The organism is Roseibium porphyridii (assembly GCF_026191725.2).
Lineage (GTDB): Bacteria > Pseudomonadota > Alphaproteobacteria > Rhizobiales > Stappiaceae > Roseibium > Roseibium porphyridii.
The window spans coordinates 4,065,540-4,084,280 of record NZ_CP120863.1; the positions used below are offsets into that span (position 1 = coordinate 4,065,540).

The following is an 18,741-nucleotide window of genomic DNA, read 5'->3' on the forward strand; positions in this document are numbered from 1 at the left end:
CATTGTAATCTGCTGTCAGATTTGCGAAGTCACACTTCAATCCCCACATCAGGTTCATCACATTCTTGGGAGCCTGAAAATGTCAGCTGCAAGCACCGCCGATTACACACGCCAGGACGTCTTTGATCCAATGGTCAACCCGGAGCTCTTTGCCGGTGTTCGCAGTCGTCGGATATTTGCGTTTTGTATAGACGTGATTGTAATTGCGCTTTTGACCTTCGGTGCCGGCGTCCTCGTCTTCTTCCTCGGCGTTTTCACCCTTGGCCTCGGCTTCCTGCTCTACGGGATCCTGCCAGCGGCAGTCGCCTTGCTTTATGTCGCCTTCACACTTGGCGGACCGCAAGCTTCAACGCTCGGGATGCGCGCCATGGGCCTGGAGATGCGTCTGTGGTACGGCGCAAAGCCCTATCCGTTGCTGGCGGCCGTTCATGTATTGCTCTTTTGGTTCTCCATATCGCTGCTCACGCCTCTTGTGCTGCTGGTTTCGCTTTTTTCGGATCGCAAACGTCTTTTGCATGACTTGATCCTGGGCGTTGTGGTGATCAACTCGTCCTATCATCAGCAATATGTCGGTGATCACCAGCAAGGCTAAGCTTTCGAAACCCGGGAGATCTATCTCACGGCCAAGAGTTGCTGTTCATCTTCGGCGCCGAGCGGATCTCCCAAACCGGACGATTTCAACCAGGCTTCCAGGGCATCTAGCGAAGACGCCGGAGCGTAGTGGTTCACCGAATCTCCGGTGGCAGCAATGGCGATTTTCGGTTGCCATTGGCCTCCATCGCGACAGGCGACCGACACAACAGAGTGTCCATTCACCCCTTCATAATCGAATTCTCGGCAAAGCACTCCGGCTTCGTCCATGAAGGATGCGATCAGGTTGAGCGTTGCTCCTGACGCCAGAACGCTGCTTTCGCCCGATGGTGTAGACGCCAGCGCCCCTTTGATCCCAGGATCTGCAAGCGCAGCAACGCCAAAGGGTGAGCCCTTGCCTGCCGGTTCAGGCTGGTTGAGCGAATAACCTGTTCCAAGGCCGATTGCGAGCGCCAGGCAGGCCGCAATTGCGGTCGGAACAAATCCCGAGCGTCCAAAGCGACGGAATTGCACCACGTTGTCTGTCTCGGCTGGTGCCGGCTCATCGTCCTTGTCCGCGATCAACGCGTCGATCCGGTGGGCCAGATCATCAGGTACTGGCGGAGCTGGCGCGGCCTTCAACAGGTCAGCGGTCTCTCGAAACATGGCAAGCTTGCGCTGCGCGGACTGGTCTGTTTTCAGGGCTTCTTCAACCCTTGCGGCCTCGTCTGCCGTCAATTCGCCGTCCGCATAGGCCATAATGAGTTCATCTGTCATCTCGTTCTGGTCCATAGTTAGCCTCTACTCTTTCGGAATACGGTTTGAAACCCGATTTATTCCGAGGACAGTCCCATTTTGCTTGCGAGTGCGCGGCGGGCACGGCAAAGCCTGCTCATGATTGTTCCCATAGGCACTTCGAGTATTTCTGCGACTTCCGCATAGCTCAGCCCTTCGACGCTCACCAACAGGAGAACTTCCCGCTGACCATCGGGAAGTTGCTCGACTGCTGCCATGACGCTGGAAACCATCAGGCGTGCATCACCCTGATGACATACGTTGTCTGCAATTTCGGGAGCATCGTCATATTCCAGCTCGTGGCCCCGAACCTTGTTTTTTCGAAGGATGTCGATCCATGCGTTTCGCAAAATACGAAATAACCACGCTTCAATCTTGCTTGCGGGATCAAAACTGGATCTCGCCTTCAACGCACGTTCGACAGTTGACTGAACGAGATCGTCAGCTTGGTCTCCGGATCGACACAGTGACAGAGCATACCGTCTCAAATTCGGCAGTTTCTCAATCAATAATCCACAAAACGGGTCAGTCATGCATGTACCATTTTAAAAGCCTGAGGAGCGGAATATTCGAGCCGTTTTCACGTTCTTCCTATGAGTACGAAACAAGCGGGCGGTTTATTCCGCAACCGATGCATGAAAAGGTGACGTTATGAAGAAGCTGTTTTTTGCGTTCGTCGCAATGCCATTTTTCCTCCCCCTTACCGACGCCTTCAGACAGGAAAGCGCGTCGTATCTGTTCTTAACTTCAGCCTACGCTGACGACGATGACAGCGATAGCGATAGCGATGGGGGAGATAGCGACAGCGATGATAGCGACGATGACGACGACGATGATGACAATGACGACCGGAACGACAGCCAGAACCAACGGAGCGGTCAGAGCAGTCAGGGGAGCCGAAACAGCGGATCGGCGTCAGGCCTCTCGCCATTGCGTCGGCTTTTTGGCGGCCAGAACAGGCAACGTCAGGAACAGACTTCACCCAGACGGGTAGCTCCGGCTGCGCCTCTGCCTCAATTTGCCTCTTCGGAAATCATCGTTTTCAACATCTCGCCGCAGGACTTGCAAAATCTCCTGGATGACGGCTTCAGTATCTTGGAAGAACGCTCGGTTCCGGGCGGCACCGTCCGCTCTCATCGTCTCAGCCCTCCATCCAACACCAGTCTGGAAGACGCGCGTGACGCGGTACGCTCGCTACCTTCAGGTGGAAATGCTGATTTCAATCACTTCTACCGCCTGGACCGCGGCGACAACACATGCGTCGGCCAGCATTGCGCTGCCTTTACGTTGATAGACTGGCCAGATCAGGTTGCCGACCTCTCGAACAAGTGCGAATCCGGGATCCGTCTTGGCATGGTCGATACTGGCCTAAACGAAAACCACACCACATTCGAGGGTGCCAAGATCAAGGTATTCCGATTGGCCGACCAGGAGCGGCCCGCCTCCAAGGCCAGTCACGGAACCGCTGTTGCTGCGATTTTGATCGGACAACCTGAGACGCGCACACCCGGCCTGCTGCCGGATAGCGAATTGATCGCCGTTGATGCATTCTACCGAAGCGGGCGGGATGAAAGGGCCGACGCCTTCACACTTGTCGATGCGCTTTACAGGCTCGCCGAAGAGCAGGTTTCCGTCATCAATCTCAGCCTGAGCGGACCTGAGAACAGCGTCCTCGCGCTGGCCGTCAATGACATCAAGGAGAACCGGGGTATCGCTTTGATCTCCGCGGCTGGCAACAATGGCCCAAGCGCCAAACCCGCTTACCCTGCAGCTTTCTCTGAAGTGTTGGCGGTAACAGCGGTCGACAAGAACAAACGCATCTATCGACGGGCAAACCGAGGCGACTATGTCGATCTGGCAGCGCCCGGCGTCAATGTATGGTCGGCCGCCTCGGTAAAGGGAGCAAAGTGGAAAACCGGAACATCATTTGCAGTACCGTTTGTTTCTGCTGCAGCGGCTGTTGCGCGTCAGAACAATCCGGAACTTTCAGTCGATGATGTTTTTGAGCTTCTCAAATCAAATGCTGAAGACCTGGGGGAACCCGGCCCCGACCCCGTGTTTGGTTCGGGACTGCTTTCGGTCTCTGCTCTTTGTGGAAGCTAGGGGCTTTTTTGTTCAATCGGTCTTTGGTGCTGAAAGAAACAAGAGTGTCATCCCGGCGTCTTCTGCCAGTTCGCGAACCTTTTTGCCGGTCGCATTAGTCCGGCAAATTCCGCTGTCCTGAATGATGAGGACTTTCGGCTGACGCAAGAGTGCGCGCGCAAGCCTGATGTTCAAACGATCCGCCTCAGACAGGCGAGCCGCAGTCCTGCTGTCCCAATCCGACTGAAGTTCAAATATCTCAAACAGACTTTCAGGCACCTCATCAGAGACACCGGATTTCATGCCAAGTATTGCGGCCTGTTTAGCGCCCGTTTCTTCCGGAATTCCATTTGCCTGGGAAACCAAGGCAACCGCCCTCCAGATCTCCTTGGCACCCAGAGACGCATAGTCGATTTCACCCAGTCGAATGCTGCCGTGTTCTGACGACACCGTCAAACCGGCTAGGCTAAGCGCAAGAAAATGCCTATCCTCCGGGGCCGTCAGCACAATGTCGTTGCAGGTGGCCGGCTCAATCCGCGCTGAGACAGAAGCACCTGATGGCAACCTCAGGTCTGAGATCACGATCGGAGCATGCCAATCAGCCTTGTTGCCGGGTGCCTTCGATTGAGGTTTCAAAGCAGTAAGGGCGAAAACCCGTGCCAGCTTTTCACGGGCAACTTTGTTGGCTTCATAATATTCAATGCCAGACGCACCCGTCTCGAGTTGCGTTGCCAGGAACGAAAACAACATCAGGAACAAAACAATCGTTTCCGCACTGTCCAGTGACGTTACGACAAACAAACCAACCGCGACAGGAAATGTCGCACGGCTGCAGGCTTTCAGGACACCAGACCATGTTGCGCGTTGAATGAGATAACTGCAAACCTTCTCACTACGCCGTGCAAGTCGTCGCATAAGCGGTTCAAGCCGGCCATGAAGCAGCAACGGCAGGCGGTCAGGTAACGCCCGGCCAAGAAGCAAAGCCATTCCACCGCGCTTTTGCCTCGACCGGCGTATGCTGTGCCTGAGCGGCGGCAATGTCGCCAGAAGGGCAAGGCCCCACATCCCGATGACGGCACAAAGCGGTACCAAAAGCGTCGGTTCTGCCAAAAATATCCATGTGCCCAGTGTCGCAACCGTTGGAACAAGGGCGATCAGTGCCAAAAGCCCTCTGGAAAGCCACAATTTGATTGCCCCGAGGTCGTTGACGAGCCTGGTCAGAGACAATCCAACACCAGGGGCCTTGCCGTCAAAGGGCAACAAAAGAGCGTGTCGCGCGTAGGCCAGTCGCACTTCGTGCACGTAAGACAACGCAAATCGTTCAGCGTGCCTGTTTTGAAAAATGAAAAGCCCGAGAGCAGAAAAGGCAGCAAGTGTGAAGACTGCCAGGACGGGTTGCCCGAACAGTTCAGCGTCCTTTCTGAGCAATGAACTCGCACTGACTGAAAGGACGATTGCACCAACCGCCTGTGCGATTCCGGCAGTTACAAGAGCCACGCACATTACTGTCCGGCGGGGCTTCCACAATCGTGGAAAGCCCTCGCCGTTGTTCGGTTGAAACTGGCTCATCCGGTTGCCGCGTACCGCGGCGATACCACGGTATCCATGATTTGAGAGACTTTTTCAGCCTGGTGAAATTCCGGCAGGTCATAGGCCGGCAGACCGAGATTTGCAGCAGCTTCCCGTGCAGCAAGCGGAGACCGCAACAAGGCACCGGAAATTGCGAGCACGTTATATCCAAGGTCAGTCAGCTGTTTTGCACCTGCAACCGCGCCCAATGCGTCGCCGGAGGCAAATACAACACCATCGAAGACGGACTGGATCAGTTTGCTTTCCGCAATCTGTCTGGTTTCGTCCTGAAACAGGCCATCCGCGATTTCAACGACCGCAAGATCACAATCCGATCTGCTGAGGGTTCTCAGAAGATTTCGGGTTGAGGCAACGAGGGTGTCTAGCGGAACGCCGAAGGTGGTCGCCATTCCGGCATCCGTGAAATCAAGGACCTCGCTTGCGCCAGAGTCGCGCATCAGCCAGGGATCCCCGCCTGCTGCGGTTCCTGTGATCTTGAGAGCTCCGACACGATAGCCGTTCAGTGCAAAGCCCCTGACGAGCGCCGCCGCAGTTGCCGTCTTGCCGGAATTCATCGACGTTCCGAAGACCCCGAGCACGACGGAAGGCATTGGCCCGGCCAATGTGGGCAACGCGTAAGAGTTCAAGTTCACTGGACGGCCATTTGACTGACAAAGTACGCCGACGGGTTCGATTGCAGTCGGGCCGGAAAGTTTGTTGTGCCAGGAGACAGCCTTTGATGCGATGCCACCGGCCGCAACCATATGGCAGGGCTCCAGACTATCTGGAACATAGGATTCGTATTGGTCGGGAGCATATCTATTGCCATAGGCCAGGATAATTTCGTCGCCGATGTTGAGCTTGGCTTTCCGGCCATTTGGCAACTCGATGCGACCGTGGGAACCGATTTCGGAGACGCGAGCCAGAACGAGGTCGCCGGCTTGCGGTTTATAGTCAGCGGAAGATACAGCTGCGCAGTCTTGCAGGTCGACGCGGCGCACGGCATATGAGGGCTTTGCTGCCATAATGCGGGCGGGTGAGATATTTTCCATGTCCGTTTCCTCTTCTGGTCAGACCGCTCTGACGCGGTCATTGAGAGAAACGGGACAGGACCGGGGTTATTCCCTTTGATATCGAGAATTTGACATTCCCTCATGTTAAGTGAGCGGGATCTCACCGAACCTGCAACTTTTAACCGTATTCTGGTCAGCATCCCCTTCCAATCGACCGACCGGCTGTTTTAAACTGTCGCTCTATATAGATTGGCCACTATGGCTTTGGGCAGGTGAATGCACTCAGTTGATATTGCGATGGCGCTGACCTTTCTGGTGATCGCGTCAACCGTCTTTCTTTACGCCCTTGAACGTTATCCGATTGAAACAATCGCGCTAGGATCCGTTTCCGCGTTTATCGTTATATTTTCGATTATTCCGGTCACATCGCCGGAAGGCGATCCGATCACAACGGCGGACTTTCTGGCCGGTTTCGCCAATCCGGCGCTTATCACCGTTATCTGCCTTTTGATCATCGGTCAGGGACTGTTTCAGACAGACGCGCTGGAAGGCCCTGCAAAAATTATCGTCCAGATGTCGCGGGGCCATTCGGCACGCGCCGCCATTCCAATTCTGATCGTTGTTGCCGTTCTGAGTGCGTTTTTGAACAACACGCCGGTCGTGGTGATGTTCCTGCCCATTTTGACGGCCGTTGCTGCAACAGTCGGGCAGTCCCCTGCCCGGGTGCTGATGCCGCTTTCCTTCATTGCCATCCTTGGTGGCATGACGACACTGATCGGGTCCTCGACCAACCTGCTGGTGGCAAATTATGCGGCTCAAACGTCCGATCTGAAGCTGACCTTCTTCAGCTTCACGCCCATCGGAATGATTGTCGCGGGGACAGGTGCCATCTATGTGCTCTTTGTGATGCCGCATCTCATGCGCGCTCGCAAAACAATGGCAGAGGAGTTTCAGGCAACGTCGGGCAAGCAGTTCATAGCTCAGATCGAGATCACTCATGGCCATCCGCTGGTTGGGGTCGAATCCGTGTCCGGCATGTTTCCCAAGCTCAAGGACATGACGGTCCGACTGGTTCAACGTGGTCAAAAACCAATTCTGCCACCCTTTGAAAATGTCGTGCTGACCCCCGGTGACACGGTGATTGTTGCAGCGACGCGTGCGGCGCTCGCAAATGCGCTTGCCCGCCGCCAGCCATTGTTGGAGACCGACAGCGAAACCCCGAGCAGTGCCGAGCGCGAGATCTCGGCGGCTCAGCCCGGGTCGATCAGTTTGTCGGAGGTGGTTGTCGCTCCGGCATCGCGGCTGATGGGCAGAACCTTGCCACAGTCCGGGTTCTATTCGGAAACCGGCTGCCTGGTGATGGGCATTCAACGGCGCAGCCGCATGCCCCGTATGGCCATGAATGATATCCGTCTGGAAGCCGGCGATGTCCTTTTGGTCGCCGGAAACGAGGACGAGATCGCGCGACTGCGCGGCAACAGGGATGTGCTGCTGCTCGACTGGTCGACCACCGAGGTGCCAAGGCGGCGCTATGCTCCTCGGGCTCTTGCAATTTTTGCAATCGTCGTCGCGCTAGCGGCTACTGGCATCGTTCCCATTGTAACCGCGGCAGTCGCCGGCACGTTTGCCATGATCGCCTCAGGCTGCCTGAACATTCGCCAGGCCATGCGTGCCATCGACAGCCGGATCTTCATGCTCGTCGGAGCTTCTCTTGCAGGAGCCGTTGCCCTGGAAGGCACTGGAGGTGCGGTCGCGATTGCGTCCGGTCTCGTCCAGGTTCTGGAGGGCGCGTCGGCATCTGTCGTGCTGTCGGCCCTGTTTTTCATTGTTATGATACTGACGAATTTTCTGTCGAATAATGCTGCGGCTGTCCTTTTTACGCCCATTGCGATCAATCTTGCCGAGCAGATCGGCCAGCCACCTGAAGCCTTTGTTGTTTGTCTGATCATCGCGGCAAACACCTCGTTTGCAACACCGGTCGGTTATCAGACCAATCTGATCGTCATGGGGCCCGGTCATTATCGTTTTGCTGACTTTGTGCGGGCTGGTACGCCACTGGCTATTATTTTATGGTTGACCTTCTCTTTGGTGGCTCCATGGTATTATGGATTGTAAGACAACAGATCAGGGACATATTTTGAGGCATCGCGGGACAACACGGTGACACGGCACCCAACAGATCATCCGCAGTTTTATCTTACAGCACCTGCGCCCTGTCCCTACCTTGAGGGAAAACAAGAGCGCAAGGTCTTCACCCACCTTGTTGGCCATGGCGCACCGGCTCTCAATGAAGTCCTGACCCAAGGCGGTTTTCGTCGCAGCCAGAATATTGCCTACAGACCTGCATGTGAGCGCTGTCAGGCCTGTGTCTCCGTGCGCGTCCGCGTTGACGACTTCAAATGGAGCCGCTCTTTCCGAAGGGTTTGGAAATCGGGTTCAGACCTGGTCGGAGCGCGGCTGCCGCCCAGCCCGTCAGCCGAGCAATACGATCTTTTCCGCGACTACCTGGAAGAACGCCACGAGAACGGCGGCATGACCGAAATGAGCGTTCTCGACTACGCAATGATGGTGGAAGATACCCATGTCGACACGCTACTGATCGAGTATCGAAAGCGGGGACCGAATTCTTTCATTACGGGCACTGGTGAAGGTCCGCTTCTGGGGGTTGCTCTCAGCGACCAGCTCTCCGACGGCCTGTCGATGGTCTATTCGTTCTATGACCCCGACCACGCCGACACAGCGCTCGGAACTTACATGATCCTCGACCATATTGAACGCGCACGAAAGCTGCACCTTCCCTATGTCTACCTCGGATACTGGGTCGAAGGATCTGAAAAGATGGCTTACAAGGCGCGTTTCAAGCCTCAGGAGCATTTGGGACCCAATGGCTGGGCGATTGCGGATGCAGAAGACTACAAAAAGGCCCCGCACACTGCCGAATGAGGTTCTGCCCTTTTTCCTCGCGGCGCACCTTGAGAGCGACACAGTCAAGACTTTGCCTGCTAGCGCCAGTCTGAACTGAGTTCCGGGATACACCGCCTGGCACTCTGCCTGGTCTCGCAGCTTTTGTGCTCACTCAAGAACAAAGGCTCAATTGGATCAGGGGATCTTATTTCGGATCTTGTCAAAGACAGAACGGAACATGTCTTCCGTCAGCCGGCCCGTATTCGTGTTGTATCGCGAGCAATGATAGCTGTCGAAGAGCGTCGTGCCATGGTCTGGCAAGTTATGCTCCGCGCAGTGCGCAAAGGGAAAGGCGGACCGTTTCAGCTCAAGCGCCGTCAGAAAGGTCTCATGGGCAATCCGGCCCAGTGCAAGAACAGCACGAATGGAAGGATTGGCGGCCAATGTCGACAACAGATAGGGACGGCACGTTTTGATTTCCGCGCCTGTCGGCTTGTTCTGCGGCGGCAGGCACCGCACCGCATTGGTGATCATGGCGTCCCTCAGCTGCAGACCATCATCAGGCCGCGCCAGATAAGTGCCTTCGGCAAAGCCATAATCAAGCATGGTCTTATAGAGAAGATCACCGGCGTAATCGCCCGTGAAAGGCCGTCCTGTGCAGTTGGCGCCTTTCATGCCGGGCGCCAGGCCGATGACCAACAGGCGGGGCTTTTCAGATGTAAACGAAATGACAGGCGCGTTGTGCCAGTCGGGGTGCGTGGCTTTTAGCTCCTCACGAAGTTCAACCAGACGCGGACAAGCCGGACAATCCAGAGGAGGATCGACCGGCCCGTGAGTTTTGTTCTGCAAATTCATCGTCAAGGCAGACCCGACCTCAGTAGTCGTCTTCCTCGTCCTCGTCATCCAGATGCGCCGGTGCTTGCGGGCGTACCGGACGTTCTGACGGGTCACGGCCGATCTTGTTGGCAAGATTGGCAAGATCAATGAAATGGTCAGCCTGGCGGCGCAAATCGTCGGCGATCATCGGCGGCTGTGTCTTCAAGGTTGATACAACGCTGACCTTGCGGCCCTTGCGCTGCAGGGCCTCAACGAGCGAACGGAAATCGCCATCACCAGAGAACAGCACAACGTGATCGACGGAATCCACGAGCTCCATCGCATCGACGGCGAGCTCGATATCCATGTTGCCTTTGACCTTGCGACGGCCGGCACTGTCGACGAATTCCTTCACAGGCTTCGTGATGACCTTGTATCCGTTGTAGTCAAGCCAATCGATCAAAGGCCGGATCGAAGAATACTCCTGATCCTCGATCAAAGCGGTGTAGTAATATGCGCGCAGAAGATAGGCTTGCCCCTGGAATTCTTTCAGCAGCCGCTTGTAGTCAATGTCGAAGCCGATAGCCTTGGCAGTGGAATAGAGGTTGGCCCCATCAATGAACAAGGCAACCTTTTCACGAGCGTCAAACATTTTATTTGAAACCTTTCCAAGTCATATGCGCAGATAGGTAAGAGGTCGTCATGTGCCGGGCTTCCCGCAGCCAGGCACTTTCCGCCAGCTTTCGTCATCAATCAGCGCATATTTTGCTGTGGAGATGCTACGTATAAGGCAACGTCAAACAGCTTATTGTTTTGTTTTCCCACCGGCCTTTTGATTCTTTAGTTAAGGGCCTGCCAGTGCCCTACACTATAATATTGGAGTGCCGCAATGCAAAAGCGAGAGACACTCTCAAAAAATCGACAAAAACTCAGCCAAAATTGACCATCCGTAACGTCAACAAAAGCTTCCGCTTCCAAGAATTGACAAGGGGTTGCTTTTTCTAAACGCGACTACTATACGCTGGTTCTTCAAGTTCCTAAAGCTTATGGAGACGTCGAATGGCGCGCGTGACCGTCGAGGACTGCATCGACAAGGTCGAAAACCGGTTTGAGCTGGTGCTGCTGGCTGCGCACCGGGCTCGCATGATCTCTAGCGGTTCGCCGCTGACCATCGACCGTGACAACGACAAAAACCCTGTTGTCGCGCTTCGCGAGATCGCCGAGCAGACCGTCAGCCCGGAAGATATGAAAGAAGACCTGATCCACTCTCTGCAGAAATTTGTGGAAGTGGACGAGCCGGAAGCGGAAGCCGTACCGGTGGTGCCTGCGCCTGGACAGCAGCAGGTGACTCAGGTGAACACTGTCGATGACGGTGCTGTTGAATTCGACCGCATGTCAGAAGAAGATCTTCTGCGTGGTCTGGAAGGCCTGGTTCCGCCAGAGCGGACCGACGACGTCTGATTTCACGTCTCAAGCTCGTTCGAAGCGCGGCTGGCTTCAGCCCGCGCTTTGCTCGTATTTCTCTTTGTCCTGCTGAAGTCTCAGCCGGTTTCCAGGGTCGGTTGCGGCCATGATGCGTCAATACGAACTCGTTGAACGGGTTACGCGTTACAATCCGGAAGCTGACGAAGCCTTGCTCAACAAGGCTTACGTCTATGCCATGCAAAAACATGGCTCCCAGATGCGTGCATCGGGCGACCCCTATTTTTCCCATCCTCTTGAAGTCGCGGCCATTCTGACCGATCTGCGCCTTGATGACGCAACGATTGCTGTCGCCTTGTTGCATGACACGATCGAGGACACGGATGCGACGCGATCCGAGATCGACTCTCTTTTTGGCGAGGAAATCGGCAAACTTGTTGAAGGCCTGACCAAGATCAAGCGGCTCGATCTTGTTTCACAAAAGGCCAAACAGGCGGAAAACTTCCGCAAACTGTTGCTTGCCATTGCCGATGACGTGCGGGTGCTCTTAGTCAAACTGGCAGACCGTTTGCACAACATGCGCACGCTTCAGCACATGCCGGAACACAAGCGTGGCCGAATTGCCGAAGAAACCATGGAAATCTACGCGCCGCTCGCCGGTCGCATGGGGATGCATGACATGCGTGAGGAACTGGAAGACATTGCCTTCCACACGCTCAACCCCGAAGCCTATGAGACGATTACCAGCCGGTTGAGCGACCTGCGCGACCGCAATGCCGAGCTGATCAAGGACATTGAAACCACGCTGACCGAACGCCTGAGCGAACGAGGCATGGCAGCGGAAGTCCGCGGCAGAGAAAAGCGGCCTTATTCGATCTTCCGGAAGATGCAACGCAAGGCAATTGGCTTTGAACAGCTCTCCGACATTCACGGGTTTCGGGTCACCGTCGGAACAGTCGAAGCCTGCTACCGCGTACTGGGCGTGATTCACACCACCTGGCCAACAGTTCCAGGACGGTTCAAGGACTACATCTCAACACCAAAGCAAAACGACTACCGTTCGATCCACACAACCATTGTCGGCCCGTCCCGCCAGCGCGTTGAACTTCAGATCCGAACGATTTCGATGGATCGTGTCGCCGAATACGGCATTGCGGCACATGCGCTTTACAAGGACGGTGAGTTCGGCGGCCGCAACATTGCCCGCCACACGGAAGACTGCCGAGCATTCGAATGGTTGCGCAGGACGACTGAACTGCTTGCGCAGGGAGATACGCCGGAAGAGTTTCTGGAAAATACAAAGCTCGAACTGTTCCACGATCAGGTCTTCTGTTTTTCGCCGAAAGGCCGCCTGATCGCTCTGCCCAGAGGTGCAACCCCAATCGATTTTGCCTACGCCGTTCACACGGGGATCGGAAACACCTGCGTCGGGTGCAAGGTGAACGGCAAGATCATGCCGCTCGTCACCGAGCTTAGAAACGGCGACGAGGTGGAGATCATCCGCTCACCGGCTCAGACACCACCGCCTGCCTGGGAGGCGATCGCCGTCACGGGCAAGGCAAGGGCGGCCATTCGGCGCGCAACCCGGGAATCGGTTCGCAAACAATATGGCGCTCTGGGCGAGCACATTTTGAAACGGGCTTTTGCTCGCGCCGACAAGGCCTATTCGGAGGATCTTCTGGAAGCTGTCCTTGCGGAGCATCATCAGTCCAGCGTCGCCGACCTGCTGGCTGCTGTCGGTCGAGGAGACCTCAGCGCCCAAATGGTGCTCAAGTCGGCGCATCCGGACTATCAGGACGAACGGGTCGCCATTTCGGGGCCATTGACTGAAGAAGGCTGGTTCGGGCTCAAGCAGGGTCAAGGCCTGAAGTTCCGCATTCCCCCCGATGCCCTTGCAGCAGACAAAAATACCGCCGAACAGTCGGATGATCCCGGCGAAGGTCCCGCCCTTCCGATAAGAGGCCTATCAGGTGACATTCCCGTTACTTTCGCACCGGATGGCGGCGCTGTTCCGGGGGACCGTATCGTTGGTATCTTGACCCCGTCGGAGGGACTGACCATTTATCCGATACAGTCGCCGGCATTGAAGGAATTTGATGACCAGACGGAACGCTGGGTAGATGTGCGTTGGGATATCGACCTCAACAATCCAGAGCGGTTTCCGGCCCGTTTGGACATATCTGCTGCCAATGAACCGGGGTCTCTGGCGACAATCGCCCAGGTGATAGGTGAGAACAGCGGGAATATCGACAATGTCAAGATGGTACAGCGCGCGCGCGACTTTCATCAGATGCTCATTGACCTGGAGGTCTGGGATCTGAAGCACCTGAACCGGATTATCAACCAATTGCGTTCCAAACCGAATGTTTCCAGCGTCAACCGCGTAAACGGCTAGCACGCTACACCCGAGGATCAGCTTAATGACACGCGACGAAGTCTTGTCCTTGTTTCGCGAGGCAGGTGCCTACATGGAAGGGCACTTCATTCTGACGTCCGGGCTTCGCAGTCCGGTCTACCTGCAAAAGGCGCGGGTATTCATGTATCCGGACAAGACCGAGACGTTGTGCAAGGCACTGGCTGACAAAATCAGGTCCTCAGGGCTTGGACAGGTTGATTACATTATTTCACCTGCACTTGGCGGCCTTATCCCCGGTTATGAGACAGCTCGTCACCTGGGCGTCCCTGCAATGTGGGTGGAACGTGAAGATGGCGAATTTCGCTTACGCCGTTTTGACCTTCCGAAGGGTGCAAAAGTGGTTATTGTCGAAGATATCGTCACAACAGGCCTTTCAGTGCGCGAGACGGTAACCTCACTGAAAGCTCTTGGTGCTGAAGTGGTTGCAGTGGCTTGCCTGATCGACCGCTCTGCAGGCGAGGCGGACACATCCGTGCCTCTAATTGCGCTAACGGAATATAAGGTGCCTGTTTACGAACCGGATAACCTGCCTCCGGAACTGGCAGCCCTGCCCGCGGTCAAACCAGGCAGTCGCGGACTGAGCTGAAATAAAAAGTAACGGAGACGAAGCCTACACAATGCTGTTCCGCCGAAGACAAATACCAACACGCATAGAGCGATTGCGCGTTGCCGTCTGGCCACGGAACAGCTGGTCACGTTCTACCAAGTATTTCGGCAAACGGGTTTTACGTCTGACCGCGACCCCACACGCAATTGCCATCGGGTTCGCCGCAGGTGCCTTTGCTTCTTGCACGCCTTTGGTTGGGTTCCACTTCCTCACGGCTTTCGGCCTGGCCTGGGTTCTTCGCGGCAATTTGATTGCAGCGGCTCTAGGTACCTCAATCGGCAACCCGATTACTTTCCCGTTTATCTGGGCATTCACATTCAAGATCGGTCAATGGATCCTGCACGGACGCGCACCCAAAGCAGATCCTGCGCATGTCCATCAGCAGTTTCAACATGGGCTTTTTGAAAAATCGCTCGATTCTCTTTGGCCAATGCTCAAACCGATGTTCATTGGTGGCGTCCCGCTCGGATTGGTCATCGGTTCGGTATCTTATGTGATTGTCTATAAGAGCGTCGAGGTCTACCAGCGCCGGCGCAAACGCATTCTCGCCGAGCGCGGCGAACAGCTGTTCCCGGCGCCCGGACGCACGCTGGAAGAAGATGGCGGCGCTTGATTCCAGGCCCCGCATGCACCACTTTTTGCCGATACCCCTCAGGGACGGAAATCAAGAAACATGATCTTGGGCATTGGTAGCGATCTGATCGACATCCGTCGGATCGAAAAAACACTGGACCGTTTTGGCGAACGCTTCACCAATCGGGTCTTCACCGATATTGAACGAGCCAAATCTGACAAGCGCGCAGAGAGAGCCGCTTCCTACGCCAAGCGTTTTGCTGCCAAGGAGGCTTGCTCCAAGGCGTTGGGAAGTGGCATCCGCATGGGTGTCGCCTGGCGGGAAATGGGTGTGGTCAATCTGCCATCGGGAAAGCCGACAATTGCCTTGGCGGGAGGGGCAGCCGAACGGCTTGCCGCGATGACACCTGAAGGCTTCAAAACGACTATCGATCTCACAATCACGGATGATTTTCCGTTGGCGCAGGCCTTCGTCGTCATTTCCGCATGGCCCCGGGACTGGCCTGAACCACCCCAACCAGGATCAAACTGAAAGGCGTTGGGCATAGCGCCCTCGCCTGCATTGCTTCCGCAGACGTGAACAGCTAAAAGTCGCGCAGCATTGCAGCGTCGCCCTCCGGATCAACGGAAAGTATTTTAAGGGATATTATGAGCGTGACCGAAAACAAAAAAGAGAAGGAAAGCGGCGTTGGCGAAACCATCAAGGTGATCGTCCAGGCGCTTCTGCTTGCCCTTGTCGTGCGCACATTTTTGTTTCAGCCGTTCAACATTCCATCCGGATCGATGAAGGACACTTTGCTGATTGGCGACTACCTGTTTGTGTCCAAATACAGCTACGGCTATTCCCGATATTCGTTCCCGCTGGGATTGGTACCAATCCCGGGCCGCGTTTGGTCGGCTGATCCCGAACGTGGCGATGTGGCCGTTTTCAAACTACCGACCGACACATCCATCGACTACATCAAACGGGTTATCGGCTTGCCTGGCGATACAATCCAGGTGCTGGAAGGTGTTGTTCACATCAACGGCGAACCGGTCAAACGCGAGCGCATTGACGACTATATCGAGCAGTCTGAGTCGGGTGCCGTTCGCCGGGTACCGCGTTTCAAAGAGACGTTGCCGAATGGCGTTTCCTACGACACTCTGGACCTGACCACTAACGGCCAGCTGGATAACACGCGCGAATACAAGGTCCCGGAAGGCCATTACTTCATGATGGGCGACAACCGCGACAATTCCGTCGACAGCCGTGTACTTAGCAAGGTCGGTTACGTGCCGATCGAAAACTTTATGGGCCGTGCGGAAATCCTGTTCTTTTCCATCAAAGACAAAACCCCTGCCTGGCAGATCTGGACCTGGCCCTGGAGCGTGCGTTGGGAGCGGATTGGCCGGACCCTCTAGTCCGGATTTCTGTCAAACCGCATGACCCTAAAACCGAAGAACCCAATCTCAGCATTGAAATCCGCCCTGGAGTACGACTTCAAGGATCTGGAACTTCTGAGAGTAGCCCTGACGCATGCCAGTGCGCTCAATCCCTCTGAAACCGTCGCGGGCAGCTATCAGCGACTGGAATTTTTGGGCGACCGGGTTCTTGGCCTTGCCATTGCCTCCATGCTTCATCAGCACTTTCCAAAAGCTGATGAAGGTGAACTTGCACGGCGTTTCAATCATATGGTCAAGCGAGAGACCTGTGCCGAAATCGCGCAGGAGCTCGGCATCGGTGACGCAATGCGCATCGGGCTTGCCGAGGCACAGACAGGCGGGCGCAAGAAAACCGCCCTGCTCGCTGATATCTGCGAAGCGGTGATCGCTGCTATTTATCTGGATGGTGGATTTGAGTCCGCCCAGGACTTCGTCAGACGCCTTTGGGAACCGCGTATGCTATCTTGGTCCGGTCCGCTAAGAGATGCGAAGACGACATTGCAGGAATGGGCACAGTCCAAAAGTCTGCCAACTCCTCGATATGACGTGATCGGCCGGGATGGCCCTGACCATGCTCCCAGTTTTACCGTTGCCGTGATCGTTCAGGGTCTGGCACCAGGGGAAGGCAAAGGCGGTTCAAAGAGGCTTGCCGAACAGAATGCGGCCGAGGCCGTTCTGCGCCGTGAAGGCGTCTGGAAGGAATGATGACACCGTGAGCGATGAGAACACCAACGGCGATCCGGACGATGAGGACAATGGGTTCGTTGCCCCGAGCGGCCGTTTTGACATGCCGCTTCCAGAACCTCTGGCCGACATGCCGGCCGACACGAAAGCGGGCTTCGTTGCCCTGATCGGAGCCCCGAATGCGGGCAAATCAACCCTGATCAATCAGCTCGTCGGCACCAAGGTGTCAATCGTTACTCACAAGGTCCAAACGACGCGTACCATCGTGCGCGGAGTGGCCATGCACGGCTCCGCCCAACTGGTCTTCATTGACACTCCCGGTATTTTCAAACCCAAACGGCGCCTTGACCGAGCCATGGTCGACACCGCCTGGGGTGGCGCAAGGGATGCGGACGTCATTGCGCTTTTGATCGATGCTCGTAAGGGTATCGATGAAGAAGTGGAGAACATATTGAAGCGCCTGAGGAACCAGCCGGCCCCGAAGGTTCTGATTCTGAACAAAACCGACATTGCCAAGCGGGAAAAACTGCTCAACCTGGCGCAAATGGCCAACGAATACATCGAGTTTGAAGAAACCTTCATGGTTTCAGCGCTGACCGGCGACGGAACAGACGCGATACTTGACTATTTTGCGTCCAAAGTCCCGGAAGGACCTTGGCTCTATCCCGAAGATCAACCGTCTGATCTGCCCTTGCGGATCCTTGCGGCAGAGATCACGCGTGAAAAGTTGTTTGAACGCCTGCACCAGGAGCTGCCCTATATTTCCACGGTGGAGACGGAACAATGGCAAACTCGAAAGGACGGGTCTGCACGTATCGAACAAACGATCTATGTGGAGCGTGACAGCCAGAAGAGCATCGTACTCGGCAAGCGAGGCCAAACGATCAAAGCAATTTCACAAGCCGCGCGCGAAGAACTATCTGAGATCATCGATGCGCCTGTGCACCTGTTCCTGTTTGTAAAGGTACGCGAAAACTGGGCCAATGACCCGGAACGCTACCGCGAAATGGGGTTGGAATTTCCGAAATAACTGGCATTCAGACCGAATTTCGCGAAGATCGGCAAAGCAGATCCGGTATCGATTGTCATCCAAGCACGGGACCTGAGACGTGGAGTGGAGCGGACGCGGCGTGGTTCTCACCACCCGCAAACATGGTGAAAACGACATCATTCTGGAAGTCATGACGCTGGACCGGGGACGTCACCTCGGCCTGGTGCGCGGTGGACGATCCAGACGCCACCGCCCCATGCTGCAGCCTGGAAACGAGCTGGATTTGACCTGGAAAGCACGTCTTTCCGATCATTTGGGTCAATTCCAGATTGAGCCTCACGCTCTGCGAGCTGGAGACCTCATGACAAACTCGGTTGGCCTCACGGCTCTTCAGCACCTTGCATTTCTGCTCAGGCTATTGCCTGAACGCCATCCTTATCCGAAGCTCTATTCAGCCTTGGCTGTTGTTCTTGATCATTTGGAGAGTTCAGACGCCGCTGCGGCACTGCTCATCCGATTCGAGCTCGAGCTGCTTCGCGATCTTGGTGTTGGCCTGGATCTTACATCGTGCGCGGCAAACGGCACGCAGGAAGACCTCGTCTATGTCTCACCAAAATCGGCTCGCGCAGTCAGTCGGCAGGCCGGCCTCCCCTATCATGACAAGCTTTTGCCACTGCCCTCCTTCCTACTGGATGGACAGCGACAGAAGGGCAGCGAACTGACCTGGCATGACGTGACGGAGGGGTTTGAACTGACAGGCTTTTTCCTGAACCGACACCTGATGGAGCGAAACGGTGAAGACAGCGGTACGCGTGACATGCTGGTCGGAGCGTTGGAAAAACGGTTTCGCGCCGACTTTCCCTGGAATTTTCAATAG

The 18,741-nt window shown here is 55.6% G+C and carries 19 protein-coding genes; 13 read left to right on the top strand and 6 right to left on the bottom strand.

What is annotated here, in order from left to right:
- Positions 1-79: 79 nt before the first annotated feature.
- Positions 80-592: an RDD family protein gene (locus K1718_RS18815; protein WP_152502418.1), complete on the top strand. Its 513-nt coding sequence runs from the start codon at positions 80-82 to the stop codon at positions 590-592.
- A 20-nt stretch (positions 593-612) separates the two neighbouring features.
- Here K1718_RS18815 and K1718_RS18820 read toward each other — a convergent pair whose 3' ends face one another.
- Both K1718_RS18820 and K1718_RS18825 read right to left on the bottom strand, forming a co-directional pair.
- Positions 613-1,362 carry an anti-sigma factor family protein gene (locus K1718_RS18820; RefSeq protein ID WP_265681215.1) on the bottom strand — a complete coding sequence of 250 codons (750 nt, stop codon included), beginning with the start codon at positions 1,360-1,362 and terminating at the stop codon, positions 613-615.
- Between the two features lie 41 nt (positions 1,363-1,403).
- Positions 1,404-1,898, bottom strand: a complete 495-nt coding sequence (locus K1718_RS18825) for an RNA polymerase sigma factor (RefSeq protein ID WP_152502420.1) — start codon at positions 1,896-1,898, stop codon at positions 1,404-1,406.
- Positions 1,899-2,016: 118 nt separating this feature from the next.
- Between K1718_RS18825 and K1718_RS18830 the strand changes: the two genes are divergently transcribed.
- Positions 2,017-3,468, top strand: coding sequence for a S8 family serine peptidase (locus K1718_RS18830; protein WP_265681214.1), 1,452 nt, complete (start codon positions 2,017-2,019; stop codon positions 3,466-3,468).
- Positions 3,469-3,480: 12 nt separating this feature from the next.
- On the opposite strand, the gene K1718_RS18835 is transcribed toward K1718_RS18830, so the two are convergent.
- The gene (locus tag K1718_RS18835) at positions 3,481-4,944 is read right to left on the bottom strand and encodes an ABC transporter ATP-binding protein (RefSeq protein ID WP_265681213.1); all 1,464 of its coding nucleotides are present in this window, start codon (positions 4,942-4,944) and stop codon (positions 3,481-3,483) included.
- Between the two features lie 68 nt (positions 4,945-5,012).
- Entirely contained in the window at positions 5,013-6,068 is a 1,056-nt protein-coding gene (locus K1718_RS18840) for a molybdopterin-guanine dinucleotide biosynthesis protein B (RefSeq protein WP_152502423.1), read from the bottom strand.
- 237 nt (positions 6,069-6,305) lie between these two features.
- On the opposite strand from K1718_RS18840, the gene K1718_RS18845 reads away from it, so the two are divergent.
- Positions 6,306-8,144: an SLC13 family permease gene (locus K1718_RS18845; RefSeq protein ID WP_152502424.1), complete on the top strand. Its 1,839-nt coding sequence runs from the start codon at positions 6,306-6,308 to the stop codon at positions 8,142-8,144.
- A 45-nt stretch (positions 8,145-8,189) separates the two neighbouring features.
- Complete coding sequence (locus K1718_RS18850) at positions 8,190-8,972, top strand: arginyltransferase (RefSeq protein WP_152502425.1); 783 nt, start codon at positions 8,190-8,192, stop codon at positions 8,970-8,972.
- A gap of 156 nt (positions 8,973-9,128) precedes the next feature.
- On the opposite strand, the gene K1718_RS18855 is transcribed toward K1718_RS18850, so the two are convergent.
- Both K1718_RS18855 and K1718_RS18860 read right to left on the bottom strand, forming a co-directional pair.
- Positions 9,129-9,788 (bottom strand): uracil-DNA glycosylase, encoded by a 660-nt coding sequence (locus K1718_RS18855; RefSeq protein WP_265682525.1) that lies wholly within the window; start codon positions 9,786-9,788, stop codon positions 9,129-9,131.
- 19 nt (positions 9,789-9,807) lie between these two features.
- Positions 9,808-10,401, bottom strand: coding sequence for a LabA-like NYN domain-containing protein (locus K1718_RS18860; protein WP_152502426.1), 594 nt, complete (start codon positions 10,399-10,401; stop codon positions 9,808-9,810).
- Between the two features lie 407 nt (positions 10,402-10,808).
- Here K1718_RS18860 and rpoZ point away from each other — a divergent pair, with 407 nt between their 5' ends.
- The 9 genes from rpoZ (at position 10,809) to recO (ending at position 18,741) form a co-directional block, all read left to right on the top strand.
- A complete protein-coding gene (gene rpoZ, locus K1718_RS18865; protein ID WP_152502427.1) occupies positions 10,809-11,210 on the top strand; it encodes a DNA-directed RNA polymerase subunit omega in 402 nt (133 codons plus the stop codon).
- Positions 11,211-11,319: 109 nt separating this feature from the next.
- On the top strand, positions 11,320-13,566 hold the full coding sequence (locus K1718_RS18870; protein WP_152502428.1) for a RelA/SpoT family protein: 2,247 nt from the start codon (positions 11,320-11,322) through the stop codon (positions 13,564-13,566).
- 25 nt (positions 13,567-13,591) lie between these two features.
- Positions 13,592-14,173 carry an orotate phosphoribosyltransferase gene (gene pyrE, locus K1718_RS18875; protein WP_152502429.1) on the top strand — a complete coding sequence of 194 codons (582 nt, stop codon included), beginning with the start codon at positions 13,592-13,594 and terminating at the stop codon, positions 14,171-14,173.
- A 31-nt stretch (positions 14,174-14,204) separates the two neighbouring features.
- The gene (locus K1718_RS18880) at positions 14,205-14,807 is read left to right on the top strand and encodes a DUF2062 domain-containing protein (protein ID WP_152502430.1); all 603 of its coding nucleotides are present in this window, start codon (positions 14,205-14,207) and stop codon (positions 14,805-14,807) included.
- 60 nt (positions 14,808-14,867) lie between these two features.
- On the top strand, positions 14,868-15,299 hold the full coding sequence (gene acpS, locus K1718_RS18885) for a holo-ACP synthase (RefSeq protein WP_152502431.1): 432 nt from the start codon (positions 14,868-14,870) through the stop codon (positions 15,297-15,299).
- Between the two features lie 116 nt (positions 15,300-15,415).
- Positions 15,416-16,168: a signal peptidase I gene (lepB, locus tag K1718_RS18890; RefSeq protein ID WP_152502432.1), complete on the top strand. Its 753-nt coding sequence runs from the start codon at positions 15,416-15,418 to the stop codon at positions 16,166-16,168.
- A gap of 21 nt (positions 16,169-16,189) precedes the next feature.
- Positions 16,190-16,894: a ribonuclease III gene (gene rnc / locus K1718_RS18895; RefSeq protein ID WP_152502433.1), complete on the top strand. Its 705-nt coding sequence runs from the start codon at positions 16,190-16,192 to the stop codon at positions 16,892-16,894.
- Between the two features lie 82 nt (positions 16,895-16,976).
- A complete protein-coding gene (gene era, locus K1718_RS18900) occupies positions 16,977-17,903 on the top strand; it encodes a GTPase Era (protein WP_173006254.1) in 927 nt (308 codons plus the stop codon).
- A gap of 100 nt (positions 17,904-18,003) precedes the next feature.
- Positions 18,004-18,741 carry a DNA repair protein RecO gene (gene recO, locus K1718_RS18905; protein ID WP_285806029.1) on the top strand — a complete coding sequence of 246 codons (738 nt, stop codon included), beginning with the start codon at positions 18,004-18,006 and terminating at the stop codon, positions 18,739-18,741.